The sequence below is a fragment of the Microbacterium sp. XT11 genome (assembly GCF_001513675.1).
GTDB lineage: Bacteria > Actinomycetota > Actinomycetes > Actinomycetales > Microbacteriaceae > Microbacterium.
Window position 1 is genome coordinate 2,799,463 of the sequence record NZ_CP013859.1, and the last position, 15,694, is coordinate 2,815,156.

The 15,694-nt window shown below is 69.4% G+C and carries 16 protein-coding genes; 5 read left to right on the forward strand and 11 right to left on the reverse strand.

Annotation, left to right across the window (positions count from 1 at the left end):
* Positions 1 to 55: 55 nt before the first annotated feature.
* On the forward strand, positions 56 to 1,375 hold the full coding sequence (locus AB663_RS13260) for an acyltransferase family protein (protein ID WP_067200033.1): 1,320 nt from the start codon (positions 56 to 58) through the stop codon (positions 1,373 to 1,375).
* On the opposite strand, the gene AB663_RS13265 is transcribed toward AB663_RS13260, so the two are convergent.
* Genes AB663_RS13265 through AB663_RS13275 form a run of 3 tightly spaced genes read right to left on the reverse strand, consistent with a single transcriptional unit; the run spans position 1,278 to position 3,251 of the window.
* Positions 1,278 to 1,982, reverse strand: a complete 705-nt coding sequence (locus tag AB663_RS13265) for a CbiQ family ECF transporter T component (RefSeq protein ID WP_083511365.1) — start codon at positions 1,980 to 1,982, stop codon at positions 1,278 to 1,280. The two genes, AB663_RS13260 and AB663_RS13265, sit on opposite strands and share 98 nt — an antisense overlap.
* Positions 1,979 to 2,698: an ABC transporter ATP-binding protein gene (locus tag AB663_RS13270; RefSeq protein ID WP_083511245.1), complete on the reverse strand. Its 720-nt coding sequence runs from the start codon at positions 2,696 to 2,698 to the stop codon at positions 1,979 to 1,981. The genes AB663_RS13265 and AB663_RS13270 overlap by 4 nt, the downstream gene beginning before the upstream one ends.
* A complete protein-coding gene (locus AB663_RS13275) occupies positions 2,661 to 3,251 on the reverse strand; it encodes a biotin transporter BioY (protein ID WP_067200039.1) in 591 nt (196 codons plus the stop codon). The genes AB663_RS13270 and AB663_RS13275 overlap by 38 nt, the downstream gene beginning before the upstream one ends.
* Before the next feature lie 78 nt (positions 3,252 to 3,329).
* Here AB663_RS13275 and AB663_RS13280 point away from each other — a divergent pair, with 78 nt between their 5' ends.
* Positions 3,330 to 3,908: a TetR family transcriptional regulator gene (locus AB663_RS13280; RefSeq protein WP_067200042.1), complete on the forward strand. Its 579-nt coding sequence runs from the start codon at positions 3,330 to 3,332 to the stop codon at positions 3,906 to 3,908.
* On the opposite strand, the gene AB663_RS13285 is transcribed toward AB663_RS13280, so the two are convergent.
* From AB663_RS13285 to sufB, 7 genes are all read right to left on the reverse strand, one after another.
* Complete coding sequence (locus AB663_RS13285; protein WP_067200045.1) at positions 3,871 to 5,241, reverse strand: MFS transporter; 1,371 nt, start codon at positions 5,239 to 5,241, stop codon at positions 3,871 to 3,873. The two genes, AB663_RS13280 and AB663_RS13285, sit on opposite strands and share 38 nt — an antisense overlap.
* Complete coding sequence (locus AB663_RS13290) at positions 5,238 to 6,392, reverse strand: MalY/PatB family protein (RefSeq protein WP_067200047.1); 1,155 nt, start codon at positions 6,390 to 6,392, stop codon at positions 5,238 to 5,240. Before AB663_RS13290 ends, AB663_RS13285 begins: the two co-directional genes overlap by 4 nt.
* An 81-nt stretch (positions 6,393 to 6,473) precedes the next feature.
* Positions 6,474 to 6,803, reverse strand: a complete 330-nt coding sequence (locus AB663_RS13295) for a metal-sulfur cluster assembly factor (protein WP_067200050.1) — start codon at positions 6,801 to 6,803, stop codon at positions 6,474 to 6,476.
* Positions 6,804 to 6,812: 9 nt separating this feature from the next.
* Entirely contained in the window at positions 6,813 to 7,583 is a 771-nt protein-coding gene (gene sufC / locus AB663_RS13300) for a Fe-S cluster assembly ATPase SufC (RefSeq protein WP_067200053.1), read from the reverse strand.
* Positions 7,584 to 7,910 (reverse strand): non-heme iron oxygenase ferredoxin subunit, encoded by a 327-nt coding sequence (locus AB663_RS13305; protein WP_067200057.1) that lies wholly within the window; start codon positions 7,908 to 7,910, stop codon positions 7,584 to 7,586.
* Positions 7,907 to 9,085 (reverse strand): Fe-S cluster assembly protein SufD, encoded by a 1,179-nt coding sequence (sufD, locus tag AB663_RS13310; RefSeq protein ID WP_067200060.1) that lies wholly within the window; start codon positions 9,083 to 9,085, stop codon positions 7,907 to 7,909. Before sufD ends, AB663_RS13305 begins: the two co-directional genes overlap by 4 nt.
* Before the next feature lie 2 nt (positions 9,086 to 9,087).
* On the reverse strand, positions 9,088 to 10,506 hold the full coding sequence (gene sufB / locus AB663_RS13315; RefSeq protein WP_067200064.1) for a Fe-S cluster assembly protein SufB: 1,419 nt from the start codon (positions 10,504 to 10,506) through the stop codon (positions 9,088 to 9,090).
* A gap of 234 nt (positions 10,507 to 10,740) precedes the next feature.
* On the opposite strand from sufB, the gene AB663_RS13320 reads away from it, so the two are divergent.
* Both AB663_RS13320 and AB663_RS13325 read left to right on the forward strand, forming a co-directional pair.
* Positions 10,741 to 11,838, forward strand: coding sequence for a COX15/CtaA family protein (locus AB663_RS13320; RefSeq protein ID WP_067200067.1), 1,098 nt, complete (start codon positions 10,741 to 10,743; stop codon positions 11,836 to 11,838).
* A 103-nt stretch (positions 11,839 to 11,941) separates the two neighbouring features.
* The gene (locus AB663_RS13325; RefSeq protein ID WP_067200071.1) at positions 11,942 to 12,463 is read left to right on the forward strand and encodes a hypothetical protein; all 522 of its coding nucleotides are present in this window, start codon (positions 11,942 to 11,944) and stop codon (positions 12,461 to 12,463) included.
* On the opposite strand, the gene AB663_RS13330 is transcribed toward AB663_RS13325, so the two are convergent.
* Positions 12,409 to 13,314, reverse strand: a complete 906-nt coding sequence (locus tag AB663_RS13330; protein WP_067200075.1) for a heme o synthase — start codon at positions 13,312 to 13,314, stop codon at positions 12,409 to 12,411. The genes AB663_RS13325 and AB663_RS13330 overlap by 55 nt on opposite strands.
* 267 nt (positions 13,315 to 13,581) lie before the next feature.
* Between AB663_RS13330 and tkt the strand changes: the two genes are divergently transcribed.
* Complete coding sequence (gene tkt / locus AB663_RS13335) at positions 13,582 to 15,681, forward strand: transketolase (RefSeq protein WP_067200078.1); 2,100 nt, start codon at positions 13,582 to 13,584, stop codon at positions 15,679 to 15,681.
* The last annotated feature ends 13 nt before the right edge of the window (positions 15,682 to 15,694 follow it).

The window sequence follows — 15,694 nt, forward strand, 5'->3', positions numbered from 1 at the left end:
GCCTCGGATGCCACCGCGTCCATAACCTCCAGGGACATCGCCCTGAGGAGGACACATGGCCACCATCGCCCAGGCCCCCGTGATCGCCGTTCCGCGCACCGCCACGGCCACCACGCGAGACACCGGCATCGACTTCGTGCGCGCCCTCTGCATCCTGGGGGTGGTGCTGCTGCATTCCCTCATGGTCGGCGTGACTCTCACCCCGAACGGTCCGGTCTTCGACAACGCGAGCACCGGCACGTGGTGGATCGTGCCGGTGAGCTGGACGCTCCAGGTGATGCCGCTGTTCTTCATCATCGGCGGCTTCTCCGGACTCACCGCGTATCGCCGTCAGCGAGGCCGCGGAGAGCCGGCATCCGTCTTCGTCGCCGGACGCGTGCACCGGTTGCTGCGTCCGGCGGTCGTCGCCGTCGCCCTCGCCGGCATCGCGCTGCTCTCCCTCGCGGCGGCCGGCGTCTCCCCCGAGCTCATCGCCGTCGCTGGGTTCCGATACGGCCAGCCGCTGTGGTTCCTGGCGGTGTTCCTGCTGTGCCAGGCGCTCCTGCCTGCGCTCGCGGCGGCGCACGAGCGGGCTCCGCGCCTCACGCTGGCCCTGCTCGCCGGGGCCGCGCTGAGCGTCGACGGCGTGCGGATCGCCACGGGTGCCGAGGCCGTCGGCTTCCTCAACCTCGCCTTCGTATGGCTGACCCTGAAGCAGCTGGGCTTCTTCTTCGCCGACGGCTCGATCGACGCGCTCGGCCGGAAGGTGCGCGCCGTCACGGGGGTCGGCGCGATCGCTCTGCTCGTGGCCACGACGGCCGCCGGCGTCTACTCGCCCGACCTCATCGCGAGCATCAACCCTCCCACCGGAGCGCTGCTGCTGGTCGGCATGGCCCACCTCAGCGCGCTCTCGCTGTTCCGCGACCGACTGAGGGCGATCAGCCGCGCCCCGCTCGCGGCCTCGTTCAGCCGCTTCGTCAACGGCCGAGCGATGACCATCTACCTCTGGCACATGCCCGTGCTCCTCGCCATGGCCGGTGTCTCGGCGCTCGCGGCCCTGACCGCCGGCGTGCACCTCTCGACACCGAGCAGCCTCGGGTGGTGGATCGGTCGACCGCTCTGGCTCGGTGCGGCACTGGCGTTCGCCGCGCTCACGGCACTGCTCTTCACCCGCGCGGAGACCGCCCCGGCGCCCGCCGCGGCCACCGCGCCCGGCCGTCTCCTGGGCGCAGTGCTCCTCGGCGTCGCATCGGTGGGTCTGCTTCTCGTCGTGGGCACCTCGCCGATCACGGCGGCCGTCAGCGTCGGCGGACTCCTCTGTGCGCTCGCGCTCGCGCGGGACCCGGGTTCCGATCGCCGGAGGATCCGGATCGCACCTCCCGCGCTGCGCCGGTGACATCGGCCACAGGGTCGACGAGGCCGCGCGCCACGAGCGCATCGCCCACGGCATCCGCGTGGCGGAGCGTGCGCACCATGAGCGGCACGATCCACGCGACACGCAGTCGCACCCCCCTGGCGCGCTGTGCGTCGCGCACCTCGTCTGAGAGGGCCGCGATGACCGGAACGGCGGCGATCGTGAGGGAGACGACGAGAGCGACCGTCTCCGCATCGATTCCCACGCGCGCCGCCGGGCGGAGCAGACGACGCAGCACGCCGAGCAGGTCGCCCATCCGCGTCGTGAGGGTCAGCAGAGCCGCCAGCAGCACCACGGTGGCGACACGTGCGACGCCGACCACGGCTGCGGCCGGACCGATGAACAGCCAGAGCGCCGCGGCCAGCACCGCGATGACCGCTCGGAGCCGCCACACCTCCCCTGCGAGCACGGCGACCGGAAGACGTGCGACGAGGAACAGTCCGCACACCGCGCACAGGGCGGCGAACGCGATGCCGGGTTCACGCGGCAGCAGGGATGCCGCCGGGGCGAGCAGTGCGAGCAGACCCAGCTTGAGAGCAGCCGGAGCACGATGGAGCACGCTCGAACCGGGGCGATAGAGCTGGATCATGCGCACAGCCGGCGGTAAGCGCGGATCACACCGGCCGGCTCCCCCACCGCGCAGAGCCGTCCGCCGTCGAAGAGGAGAGCCTCGTCGCAGCGGGCCGCCAGCTCGAGGTCGTGAGTGACGACGACGACCCTGGCCTCCTGCGCGAACAGCAGATCGCCGATCCGCCTCGCATTGCGCAGGTCGAGCAGCGTCGTCGGCTCATCGGCGACGACGAGGTCGGGTGCGGCGATGAGAACGGCCGCCAGGGCGAGGAGTTGCTTCTGACCGCCGGACAGCGCAGCCGCCGGGTCGTCCGCGTGAGCGGCGAGGCCGTGCTCCTCGAGGGTCGAGCGCACGCGTCTCCGAACCTCCTCCCGCGATCGTCCGCGCAGCGAGAGCGCCAGGTCCTCCGCCGGGGTGGGCATGAGGATCTGCGCCTGCGGGTCGCTGAACACGAACCCGACACGTCGCCGCACGGCGGTGCGCTGCCGCACCGTGTCCATGCCGTAGACCGAGACGCTGCCCTGCGACGGGTCGATCAGGCCGTTCAGCAGTCGGGCGAACGTGGACTTCCCCGACCCGTTCGCGCCGATCACCGCGGTCCGCGGTGCGTCAAGGGCGACCGAGACGCCGTCGAGGATCCGGCGGCCGCCGCGCACGACCGACACGCCGTCGAGGGCGACCGCAGGGCAAGGGGCTTCAGACCGCACGAGCCTGTGCGCGCTCGGCGATCGCATCGCCTGACCCGAAAGCCGGGGGATACGCGCGGGCGAGCGTGAGCGTCAGAACGGTGGCGGCTGCGGCCTTGAGGAGATCGCCCGGAAGGAACGCCACGGTGGAGAGCGCGGTGGGGACGACGTCGACGCCGAGCACCAGCGCCTGCACCGGCACCCCGCACAGATACACGACCGCGATCCCCCCTCCCACGGTGGCGAGCCCGATGCGCCACCAGCTGAGCGGGCCGGAGCGGACGATGAGACCGATCACGACGGCCCCGAGCACCCAGCCGAGCAGGTATCCGGCCGTGGGGCCGACGAACACGCCGAGGCCTCCCCTGCCGCCGGCGAGCACCGGGAGTCCGACTGCCGCGAGCACGAGGACGAGGAGCACGGCAAGCGGTGCACGCCGAGGCCCGAGCACGGTGCCGGCGAGCATCACGCCGAGGGTCTGCGCTGTGATGGGCACGCCGCCGGGCAACGGGATGGTGACCGTGCCGAGCACGACGATGAGTGCCGCGAACACCGCTATGCGCGCGAGATCGCGCACGAGATCGTTCCGTCCGTCGTTCATGAGGGTCCTTTCGCACGGCCGACCAGGATCGGCCACCTGAACAGTGTTCACCTGAACGGTGTTCACTATAATGGCGACATGACCCCGGCTCACAACCCGGTCCGGCACGACCGTGACGGAGTGGCGCGCGTCGCGCTCGCCCTGCTCGACGAGGTGGGCCTGGCCGACCTCTCCATGAGGCGCATCGCGTCGCGCCTCGACGTGCAGCCGAGCGCACTGTACTGGCACTTCAGCAGCAAGCAGGAGCTGCTGGCGGAACTGGCCGACCGCATCACCGCGGATGTGCGCGTCGGCGATTCGGACGTGCTCGCCACGGCGCGCGCGATCCGCGATGCCCTTTTCACCTATCGCGACGGCGCAGAGCTGGTGCTGAGCACGTACGCCCTCCAGCTGGGTTCACGACACGCCCATGCGGTGCTCGAGCAGGCACTCGGCGACCGAGCAGACAGCCGCGACAGGGCGACCGCGCTGCTGCACTTCATCCTCGGTCATGCCACTCTCGTGCAGCAGCGCATGCACGCCGACAGCTATGGCGCGGCAGGCACGGGCGACAGCCATGACGCGACCGCCGGACTTGACGAGGTGTTCGACCTCGGCGTTCGAGCCCTGGCGGGCGCCGTCAGCTCGAGCGCTCCTCTGCCGCGTGTCCGAGCCTGAGTCCCGGCACCGCCGCGACCAGCACCAGCACCGCGCACAGGGCGAACACCGCACTGAAGGCGCTCACCCCGCCGCCGAGCGACGCGACGACGAGTCCGGCGAGAGCGATCGCCGCGGCTGATCCCGTGGCGTCCGAGATCGACAACGCCGACGAGTTGAACCCCTGATCCGCCTCTGTCGAATAGGCGAGCGTGAGCACGGTCAGACGCGGGTACAGCAGCCCCATCCCCCCGCCACCGAACGCCCAGCCGAGGATCACGAGCAGAGGAGAGCCGCCGAGCACGGCGGCGGCGAACACGCTCGCCACCGCGACCATCACGAGACCCAGGCTGATGAACGCGATGCGCGTGTTGCCGAGCCGATCGCCGAACCGGCCCTGAACCGCCGAGGCACCGGCCCAGGCGAACGCCGCGAGCATGAGCGCGATCCCCGCCCAGGTCGCCGAGAATCCGAACCGCTCGATCAGCAGGTATGGCACGTACGCCTCGGCGGCGAAGAACGCGCCGGCTGCGATCCCGCGCATGAGCACGACGCTCGGAAGCCCTGCGGCTGCACGCAGCGTGCCGCGAGGGACGAGCGGGAGTATCGCCAGCCCGATGACCGCCACCGCCACGATCGCGGCGGGCCAGCGCGCCGCCTCGGCGAGGTCGGCGGAGAACCCGACGGACACGGCGGCGATGGCCACGATCGTCGCAAGGAGCAGGCGGCGCATCAGCGCTCTTCGGTCCTGCGGCTCTCCGTGACCGAGGTCGACACCGCGGAGCCGCACCACGATCATCGCGAACGCCACGGCGGTGAGCACGGCGACGCCCAGGAACGCCCAGCGCCAGTCGATGTACTCCGCCACGGCCCCGGCGAGGAAGGGACCGACCATCGACGGCACGACCCACGCCGCAGCGAAGGCGGCGAACACCCGCCCGTGGAGCTGCGGAGGGTAGAGACGCGCCACGACCACGTACAGCGCGACCGTCTGACCGCCGGCCCCGAGGCCCTGCACGAGTCGGCCCAGCAGGAACTGGTGCATGGTCACAGCGAACCCCGAGACGAGGAGGCCTGCGATGAAGAGCGAGACGGCCGCGTAGAGCGCGCCGCGTGGTCCGCGCGCGTCAGACCAGGCACCCGTCGCGACCATTCCGATCACGCTCGTCGCCAGCGTTCCGGCGAAGGCGACCGCATACAGCGACTCTCCGTCGAGCGCCTCGCTCACGATAGGCATCACCGTGGTCACCGCGAGCGACTCGATGGCCGCCAGGAAGATCAGGGCGACCGCGCCCGCCGTCACCCACAGCCGCTCACGGTCCCAGATCGAAGCTGCGGCCCGCGTATCCGTCATCGGTCGACGAGGGCCGCGATGCGCGTCACGGCTTCCGTGAGGATCTCCGGGCTCGTGCCGAAGTTCAGGCGCACATACCCGCGGCCCTCGTCGCCGAAGGCGGGTCCGTAGTGCAGCGCGACCTTCGCCTCGGTGAGGATGCGACGCGCGGGGTTGTCGCCCCAGCCCAGTGCGGTCAGGTCGATCCAGGCCAAGTAACCCGCGGCCGGGATGCGGTACCGCGCGCCCGGGATGTGTGTTGCGAGGAGATCCTCGAGCAGCACGCGGTTCTCATCGAGCGTGCGCAGAAGCCCGTCGAGCCAGGCATCGCTCTCCGGAGAGAACGCCGCGGTGGCGGCGAGCAACCCGAACTGCCCCGTGCGCCATTCGACCTCGACCGGAAGGCCGCGCACGACCGCGGTCGTCGCGTCGTCCGCCGTGACCATGAGGGCGCACTTGAGCCCGGCCAGGTTGAATGCCTTGCTGGCGCTCACCACCGCATAGCCGACGCGCTGCGCGGCCTCGCCCGCATCGAGGAAGGGGGTGAAGCCGGTTCCCGGCTGCGCGAGGGGCGCGTGGATCTCGTCGGACACCACGGAGGCGCCGAACTCGTCGGCCAGCTCCGCCAGCGCGACGAGCGTGTCGCGGTCATGCACCGTGCCGGTCGGGTTGTGCGGGTTGCAGAGCAGCATCGCCGTGGCACCGTCCTCGAACGCGGAACGGATGCCGTCGAGGTCGAGCTCCCACCCCGTGCCTGTATCGCGCAGGGGCACGCGGAGCACCTCTGCCCCGGCTTCCGCGACCAGGTCGTAGAACGGCGGATACACCGGAGGCGTCACCACCACCCGCTCACCGGGCTGCACGACGCGCCGCAGCAGCTCGACGATGCCCATGCTCACGTCGGCGGTCGTGCGCATGCGAGCCGGGTCGGGAGACCATCCGTAGCGACGTTCGGCGAAGCCCGCGAACGCGGCGGGGAGCGGAGTCCGCGAAGCGATGTATCCGGTGTCGCCGAGGTCGACGGCACGCTGCAACGCGGCCTTCACCGTCGGAGCCAGCGGGAAGTCCGTCTCCGCCACGAAGAGCGGCAGCACATCCGAGGGGTACTCCCGCCACTTCTCGCTCGTGCGTTCGCGCAGCTCGCTCAGCGGCAGCGCCGTCACCTGCAGCATCCGTCATCCCTCCGCATCGGCCGCACGTCGCACGGCCCATGTCAGAACGGAGCAGCGCCGTTCGGCGCTGCTCCGTTCGAGTCAGATCGCGAACCCGAGAGCCCGCATCATGTCGCGGCCGTCGTCGGTGATCCGCTCCGGACCCCACGGCGGCATCCAGACCCAGTTGATGCGGAAGCGATCCACGACGTTGTCCAGCGCCTGCGCCGTCTGCTCCTCGAGCACGTCGGTGAGCGGGCAGCCCGCACTGGTGAGCGTCATGTGGATAACGAGCGCGTCGTTCTCCTCGTCCCACGCGAGGTCATAGATGAGGCCGAGGTCGACGACGTTGATCCCGAGTTCGGGATCCATGACGTCTTTGAGCGCCTCGGTGACCTCGTCGTACTTCTCCGCGGTGAGCGTGGCTGTCATGCGATCAGCCTACGCCTCGATCGGAGCGGCAGGGTCGAGGAAGCGGTCGTAGCCCTCGTCCTCGAGGCGGTCGGCCAGCTCGGGGCCGCCCTCCTCGACGATCTTGCCAGCGACGACGACGTGCACGAAGTCGGGACGGATGTAGCGGAGGATGCGCGTGTAGTGCGTGATGAGCAGCACGCCGAGACCCGTGGCCTCCTTGGCGCGGTTCACGCCTTCGGAGACGATCTTCAGCGCGTCGACGTCGAGGCCGGAGTCGGTCTCGTCGAGCACGGCGAACTTGGGCTTGAGCACCTCGAGCTGCAGGATCTCGTGACGCTTCTTCTCTCCACCGGAGAAGCCCTCGTTGACGTTGCGCTGCGCGAACTTCGGGTCCATGCGCAGGTTGGCCATCGCCTCCTTGACCTCCTTGGTCCAGGAGCGGATCGACGGAGCCTCGCCGTCGAGCGCGGTCTTCGCCGTGCGGAGGAAGTTCGTCACGGTCACACCCGGGATCTCCACCGGGTACTGCATCGCGAGGAACAGGCCGGCGCGCGCACGCTCGTCGACACTCATCTCCAGGACGTCCTCACCATCGAAGGTGATGGAACCGGAGGTCACGGTGTACTTCGGGTGCCCTGCGATGGTGTAGGCCAGCGTCGACTTGCCGGAGCCGTTGGGTCCCATGATGGCGTGCGTCTCACCGGTGCGCATCGTGAGGGTGATCCCGTTGAGGATGGGGGTGGTCCCCGCATCGGTCTCGACCGTCACATGCAGGTCGCGGATCTCGAGAACAGACATTCAAACTTCCTTCGTCACAGTCGGGTCGATGAGCACGTCGTCGCCGTCGATCTCGACGACATAGACCGGGACGGGCTCGAAAGCGGGGAGATTCTGGGGCTTGCCGGTGGTGAGGGAGAACGCCGAGCCGTGTGCCCAGCACTCGACCGTGTCACCCTCGACGAAGCCCTCGGAGAGGGAGATGTCGCCGTGCGTGCAGGTGTCGCCGATCGCATGGATGACACCCTGTGAGTCCTTGATGACCGTGATCGGCACGCCCGCCGGCTCGACGCGCAGCGGCGTGTCGGTCTCGAGGTCGGCGACGCCGCACACGCGCTCGGCCGTCACCGCGCCCCCTCCCCTGCGCCGACCGCCGCGTTCGCGGCGAGCTCGGCTTCGATGGCGGCCAGCAGCTCCTCCTGGAAGGAGGGGATGCCGAGCCGCTGCACGATGTCGCTGAGGAAGCCGAGCACCACGAGCCGGCGGGCCTCGTCTTCGGCGATGCCGCGAGCCTGGAGGTAGAACAGCTGCTCGTCGTCGAAGCGACCGGTCGCGCTGGCGTGACCGGCGCCGACGATGTCTCCCGTCTCGATCTCGAGGTTCGGGATCGAATCGGCGCGAGCACCCTCGGTGAGCACGAGATTGCGGTTCGCCTCATAGGAGTCGGTGCCCGTCGCGTCCTTGCCGATCAGCACGTCGCCGATCCAGACGCTGTGCGCGCCCTCACCCTGCAGCGCGCCCTTGTAGAGCACATCGCCCGTGGTGTGCGCGCCCTTGTGGTGCAGGTAGACCTGGCTCTCGAGGTGCTGCCCCGAGTCGGCGAACGAGAGCCCGTACAGGTAGCCCTCGGAGCCGTTGCCCGCCAGTTCGACGCTCGGGTTCACGCGGACGAGACCGCCACCGAAGCTGATGACGAAGTGCTTCAGGGTCGCGTCAGCGCCCACCCTCGCCTGGTGCGCCGCGGCGTGGATGGCGTCGTCCTGCCACTGCTGCAGCGTGACGACCGTCAGGCGTGCGCCGTCGCGCACGATGATCTCGACGTTCTGCGCGTACTGCGCCGTCCCCGTGTGCTGGAGCACGACCGTCGCGGAACTGTGCTCCAGCGCCTCGATGACGATGTGCGCGTCTGCCCTGCGCTCGGCGCCCTGACCCGTGATCTCGAGGACGACGGGCTCGGCGACCTCCTGCTCCCGCGGGATGCGGATATGGGTGGCCTCCGCAGCCCCCTGCCACGCCACGGCGGCCGTGACGTCCTCGGCGAGGAACACCTCGCCCCTCGGGGCGGCGCCCTGCGCGAGCGGAGACGACACGAACTGCTCGCCCGAGACGAAGGAGTAGGCGACGCCGTCGTTCTGGGCAGCGGGCTCGAAGAGCGGCTTCAGCTGCGCGACCGGCGTGTGCTTCCAGTTCACCTCGCGTCCGGTGGGCGCGCCGAACTCGGCCGGGTCGAAGGAGTGCGGGCGCTCCGAGCGGGTCTGCACGGGCACGAAGGTCGGCTCGACCTCGGTGTATGTACTCGTCATGTTCAGCCGACGCTGCCTTCCATGCCCATCTCGATGAGCTTGTTCAGTTCCATCGCGTACTCCATCGGCAGCTCGCGCGCGATCGGCTCGATGAAGCCGCGCACGATCATCGCCATCGCCTCGTCCTCGGGCATGCCGCGGGACTGCAGGTAGAAGAGCTGCTCCTCGCTGACCTTCGAGACCGTGGCCTCGTGGCCGAGCTGCACGTCGTCCACCCGGATGTCGATGGCGGGATATGTGTCGCTGCGCGACTTCGTGTCGACGAGCAGCGCGTCGCAGCGGACGGTATTGGCGGAGTGATGCGCTGCGGCGTCCACGCGCACCTCGCCGCGGTAACCGGCGCGACCGCCGCCCCGGGCGATCGACTTCGAGACGATCGACGACTGCGTGTAGGGCGCCATGTGGATCATCTTCGCGCCGGCATCCTGGTGCTGACCCGGTCCGGCGAAGGCGACCGACAGGGTCTCCCCCTTGGCGTGCTCGCCCATCAGGTAGATCGACGGGTACTTCATCGTCACCTTGGAGCCGATGTTGCCGTCGACCCACTCCATCGTCGCGCCCTCGTGGGCGACCGCGCGCTTGGTGACGAGGTTGTAGACGTTGTTCGACCAGTTCTGGATTGTCGTGTAGCGCACGCGGGCGTTCTTCTTCACGATGATCTCGACGACGGCGGAGTGCAGCGAGTCGGACTTGTAGATCGGGGCCGTGCAGCCCTCGATGTAGTGCACGTAGCTGCCCTCATCGGCGATGATCAGCGTCCGCTCGAACTGGCCCATGTTCTCGGTGTTGATGCGGAAGTACGCCTGCAGCGGGATCTCGACGTGCACGCCCTTCGGCACGTACACGAACGACCCGCCCGACCACACGGCGGTGTTCAGCGCGGCGAACTTGTTGTCGCCGGCGGGGATCACCGTGCCGAAGTACTCCTCGAAGAACTCGGGGTGCTCGCGCAGCGCGGTGTCGGTGTCCATGAAGATGACGCCCTGCGCCTCCAGGTCCTCGCGGATCTGGTGGTAGACGACCTCGGACTCGTACTGGGCCGCGACACCGGCGACGAGGCGCTGGCGCTCGGCCTCCGGGATGCCGAGCCGCTCATAGGTCTCGCGGATGTCCTCGGGCAGGTCTTCCCACGACTGCGCCTGCTTCTCGGTGGAGCGCACGAAGTACTTGATGTTGTCGAAGTCGATCTCGCTGAGGTCGGCGCCCCACGTCGGCATCGGCTTGCGCTCGAAGAGCGACAGACCCTTGAGACGGGTCTTCAGCATCCATTCCGGTTCCGCCTTGAGCGCGGAGATGTCGCGCACCACGGCTTCGGAGAGCCCGCGTCGCGCGCTTGCGCCGGCGGCATCGGGGTCGTGCCAGCCGAATTCGTACACCCCCAGCCCTTCGAGCTCCGGGCGGTCGATCAGCACATCCGACATCACACACTCTCCTTATCGGGCCTCTAACGGTGTCATCCGCCCCGACACACCTGATCCCCGTCGAGTCTGCGGGAGCGGGTGCCGCTGGTGGGGCCCTCATCATCGGCGCTTCCATCGCGCCTAAACTGTCAGGGATGCGTTCCGCGATCACGCGGTCATCCCCACACCCCGATTCTACAGGTTCCCTCCGACATGCGGGCCGTCGCGACCGGCACGGGAGGAGCCGGAGGAGCCATGCCCGAGACATCCGTCACCCGTCCCCCGGCCGCGCGGATCGCGATCGGCACACCGCTGCGCGTGCTGGCCTGGCTCTCGTTCCTCGCCGAGGTCATCATCATCGGCACGGGCGGCGCCGTGCGCCTGACCGGGTCGGGGCTCGGATGCTCCGAGTGGCCGCTGTGCACACCGGAATCGCTCGTGCCCGTGTACGAGCTCCAGGGCGTGCACGGACTCATCGAGTTCGGCAACCGCACCATGACCGGGGTGGTCGGCCTGCTCGCACTCGCCGTGCTGCTGCTCACGCTGCACGCGACCGGCGGTCGCCGTCTCGTCATCCGTGCGCTCTGGTTCGCACTCGGCGGAGTGCTCGGCGGAGTCGCGGTGTACGCCGCGACCGCTCCACTCGGTCTTCCCTCCGCCGGCCTGATGTCGGCTGTGCTGCTCCTCGCGGTCATCGTTGGAGCCGTCGACTCGCTGCGGCGCACGGACGTCCGACGCGACCTCGCCGTGCTCGCCTGGATCGTGCTCGCCGGCGTCATGGCCCAGGCCGTCGTCGGCGGATTCGCCGTGCTGACCGAGCTCAACCCGTTCATCGTGGGCTTCCACTACACGTCGTCGTTGCTGCTGGTCTGCGTGACGGCGGCCTTCCTCATCCGGCTTCGGACCGACCCCGGCCCCCGGGTGCGCGGCGTCCCGTCGTGGTTCGCCGTGCTCACGCATGTGACCGGACTCGCGCTCGCCGTGACCATCCTGTTCGGCGTGCTCACCACGGGCTCAGGCCCCCACTCCGGCGATGCCGCCGTCGTCCGTGACGGCTTCGACGCGACCGTGCTCGCACATGTGCATTCCTGGCCGGGTTACGTGCTCGCCGCGCTCGTAGCGGTGCTCACGGTCTCGGCATGGCGACTGCGGCTCGCGCCGAGGAACTGGCTGCTCCTGCTCATGGTCGCCATCGCTGTTCAGGTCGGCGTCGGGGTTTGGCAGGCGCGTGAAGGGCTCCCTCCGCTGCTCGTCGGCATCCACATGGTGCTCGCCTCGCTCTCCGCCGCGACCTACACGGCCGTCGTGCTGCGTCTGAAGAAGCCCGCGCCTGGGGCCGCCGACGGAGTCTGACCTCGTCGGGCACCCGCCAGCTCAGGGAGCGCACCGGCAGTGCACAGACGATGCACAGCCGGCGCATCGAACGCTCATCGGCGAGCACGGAAACGTGGCGCCCATGAGAACCACGCTGACACGCACCATCGCCTTCTGGCTCCTGCTGCTCGCCTCGCTGACCTCCGCCGGCCTCGGCGGATGGCTCGTCGCCGGCCAGGTCGGCACCATGACCAGCACGCTGCTCGACGGAACGGCGACCGGGATCGAGGTCTACGTCGGTCAGTCGCTCGTGGTGCTGGGCGCCGCCCTCCTCGGCGCCGGCGCTCTCGGTCTGCTGCTCACCCTCGCCCTCGCCGCGGTGCAGGCCGTCCTCCCCTCGCCGGCACCTCGGGTCGCTGCGCTGCCCGACCACGCCGCCACGGCGGACACCACCCTCGACGCGGGCGCCCCGGTCGACGAGGATGCGCCGTCGACAGACGGCGCGGCGGCCGATCCGGTGCGCGCCGACGAGGCCGCATCCGCCCACGGTGCGGACCGTCAGGAGGACGCCGCAGCACCGGATGCCGGCACGTCAGCACCCGAAGACGATCAGAACGGCAGCAGCGGGTCGATCGCCACGGCGACGAAGATCAGCGTGAGGTAGGTGATCGAGGCGTGGAAGACCCGCATCGGCCGCGCCTCGGTCCCCCGCACCGCGCGGTTGTACAAGCGGTGCGACTCGTAGATGAACCACCCGCCGAACACGAGGGCGGACACGGTGTAGACGAGGCCCATGCCGGCGATCGGCACGAGCAGCAGCGAGCAGGCGACGGTCGCCCAGGCGTACAGGATCACCTGCAGGCCGACCTGCGAGGCGTTGCGCGTGACGCCGAGCATGGGCACGTCGACGTCGTCATAATCGTCCTTGTACTTCATCGAGAGCGGCCAGTAGTGCGGCGGCGTCCAGAGGAAGATGAGGACGAAGAGGATGAACGCGGGCCAGTCGAGAGAACCGGTCACGGCCGCCCACCCGATCAGCACGGGGAAGCACCCCGCGATGCCGCCCCAGACGATGTTCTGCTCGGTACGCCGCTTGAGGATCATCGTGTAGATGACGACATAGAAGAAGATGGCGGATGCCGAGAGCACGGCGGTGAGCCAGTTGGTCGTGAACCACAGCCACACGGTCGAGGCCACGGCGAGCGTCCACGAGAAGACGAGCGCACCCCGCGGTGTCACCTCGCCCGTGACGAGCGGCCGGTTCTCGGTGCGGTGCATGTGCGCGTCGATGTCGCGATCGAGGTACATGTTGAACGCCGCCGCGGAGCCGGCGCTCATCGAGCCGCCGATCACCGTGGCCAGCACGAGCCACAGGCCGGGCAGCCCCCCCTGCGCGAGGAACATGACCGGCACCGTCGACACCAGGAGAAGCTCGAGGACGCGAGGCTTGGTGAGGGCGACGTACGCCTTCACGGTACGGCCGATGGACTTGCTTACAACGGCCTGATCAGACATCGTCGAGATCTCGATCGCCTCCTCCGCGCGCGTCTAGACAGCCCTCCCAGTCTACGGCACCTCGGGCGCTCCCCCTCGCACGGGAATACCCCGAGGATCAGTTGCATTACCACGTCTGGTGCATCGTTGTAAGGCGATGTAACCCGGCGAATCTCAGCGGTATGCTGAGACAACTCGCGCGCCCGGCGCTCACCTCTTCCGTAACGATGCGGACCGCGATACTGCTTTCCGGGTGCTCTCGAATAACTGTTTGGGAAGGGCTTCACCGTGTCGGATTTGCAGTGGGATGAGATCGATCGGCGTGCGGTTGACACCGCGCGCCTGCTGGCCGCGGATGCCGTGGAGAAGGTGGGCAACGGCCACCCCGGCACCGCGATGAGCCTCGCCCCCGCCGCCTACCTCCTCTACCAGCGCGTGCTGCGGCACGACCCCGCCGACACGCAGTGGATCGGACGCGACCGCTTCATCCTCTCGGCCGGGCACTCCTCGCTCACGCAGTACGTGCAGCTGTACCTCGGCGGCTTCGGCCTCGAGCTCGACGACCTGAAGGCTCTCCGGACCTGGGGCTCCAAGACTCCCGGTCACCCGGAGTACGGGCACACCAAGGGCGTCGAGATCACCACCGGTCCCCTCGGCCAGGGCCTCGCGTCGGCGGTCGGCTTCGCCTACGCGGCGCGGTACGAGCGCGGCCTCTTCGATCCGGAGGCGGCTCCAGGCACGAGCCCCTTCGACCACTTCGTGTACGTGATCGCCGGTGACGGCGACCTGCAGGAGGGCGTGACGAGTGAGGCGTCCTCGCTCGCAGGACACCAGCAGCTCGGCAACCTGATCGCGATCTACGACTCCAACCAGATCTCGATCGAGGACGACACCAACGTCGCCTTCACGGAGGACGTCGCGCGGCGCTACGAGGCGTACGGCTGGCAGGTGCAGGTCGTCGACTGGAAGAAGACCGGCGAGTACGTCGAAGACGTCGCCGAGCTCTACGCCGCGATCGAGGCCGCCAAGGGCGAGACCTCCAAGCCGTCGCTCATCATCCTCAAGACCATCATCGGATGGCCTTCCCCCGGCAAGCAGAACTCGGGCAAGATCCACGGCTCCGCGCTCGGAGCCGACGAGCTCGCAGCGACGAAGAAGGTGCTCGGGTTCGACCCCGAGGAGCACTTCGCCGTCGCCGACGACGTCATCGAGCACACGCGCGGACTCGCCGCCCGCGCCGCCGAGGTCCGTGCCGCGTGGCAGGAGGCGTTCGACGCCTGGGCTGCCGCGAATCCCGAGCGCAAGGCGCTTCTCGACCGTCTCGAGGCGCACGAGCTGCCGCAGGGCATCGAGTCCGCGCTTCCCTCCTTCCAGGCCGGCAAGGACGTATCGACGCGCGCGGCATCCGGTCAGGTGATCAACGCCCTCGCGGCCGAGCTCCCCGAGCTCTGGGGCGGATCCGCGGATCTGGCGGAGTCGAACCTCACCACGATCAAGGACGCGAAGTCGTTCATCCCGTCCGAGTGGTCGACGCACGAGTGGTCCGGTTCGGAGTACGGCCGGGTGCTGCACTTCGGCATCCGCGAGCACGCCATGGGCGCGATCGTCAACGGCATCGTCCTGCACGGCCCGACCCGCGCGTTCGGCGGTACCTTCCTCATCTTCAGCGACTACATGCGTCCCCCGGTGCGCCTGGCCGCGCTCATGAACGTGCCCAGCATCTTCGTGTGGACGCACGATTCGGTGGCCCTGGGTGAGGACGGTCCGACCCACCAGCCCATCGAGCAGCTGGCCACCCTGCGCGCGATCCCGAACTTCACGCTCGTCCGCCCGGCCGACGCCAACGAGACTTCGGCCGCATGGCTGGAGATCCTGCGCCGTCACGAGGGACCCGCCGGCATCGCCCTCACCCGCCAGAACATCCCGGTGTTCGAGCGCGGCGACGGTGAGGCATCCGGCGACACCTTCGCCTCGGCGTCGAACGTGGCGAAGGGCGCATACGTGCTCGCCGAGGCGCCCAACGGCACGCCGGACGTCATCATCATCGCCACGGGCTCCGAGGTGCAGCTCGCCGTCGCGGCTCGCGCGGCGCTGGCCGAGGAGGGCGTCAACGCCCGCGTCGTCTCGGCGCCCTCGCTGGAGTGGTTCGCCGAGCAGGACGACGCATACCGCGAGTCCGTCCTTCCCGCGTCGGTCACCGCACGCGTCTCCGTCGAGGCCGGCTCGGTGCTCTCGTGGCGGGGGATCGTCGGCGATCGCGGTCGCTCCGTCGGCATCGACCACTTCGGCGCATCCGCTGACTACAAGACCCTGTTCGAGAAGTTCGGGATCACCACCGAAGCCGTCGTCCAGGCGGCACGCGACACCCTGGCCGCCAACGCCAGCTGATCAAGGAGAACGA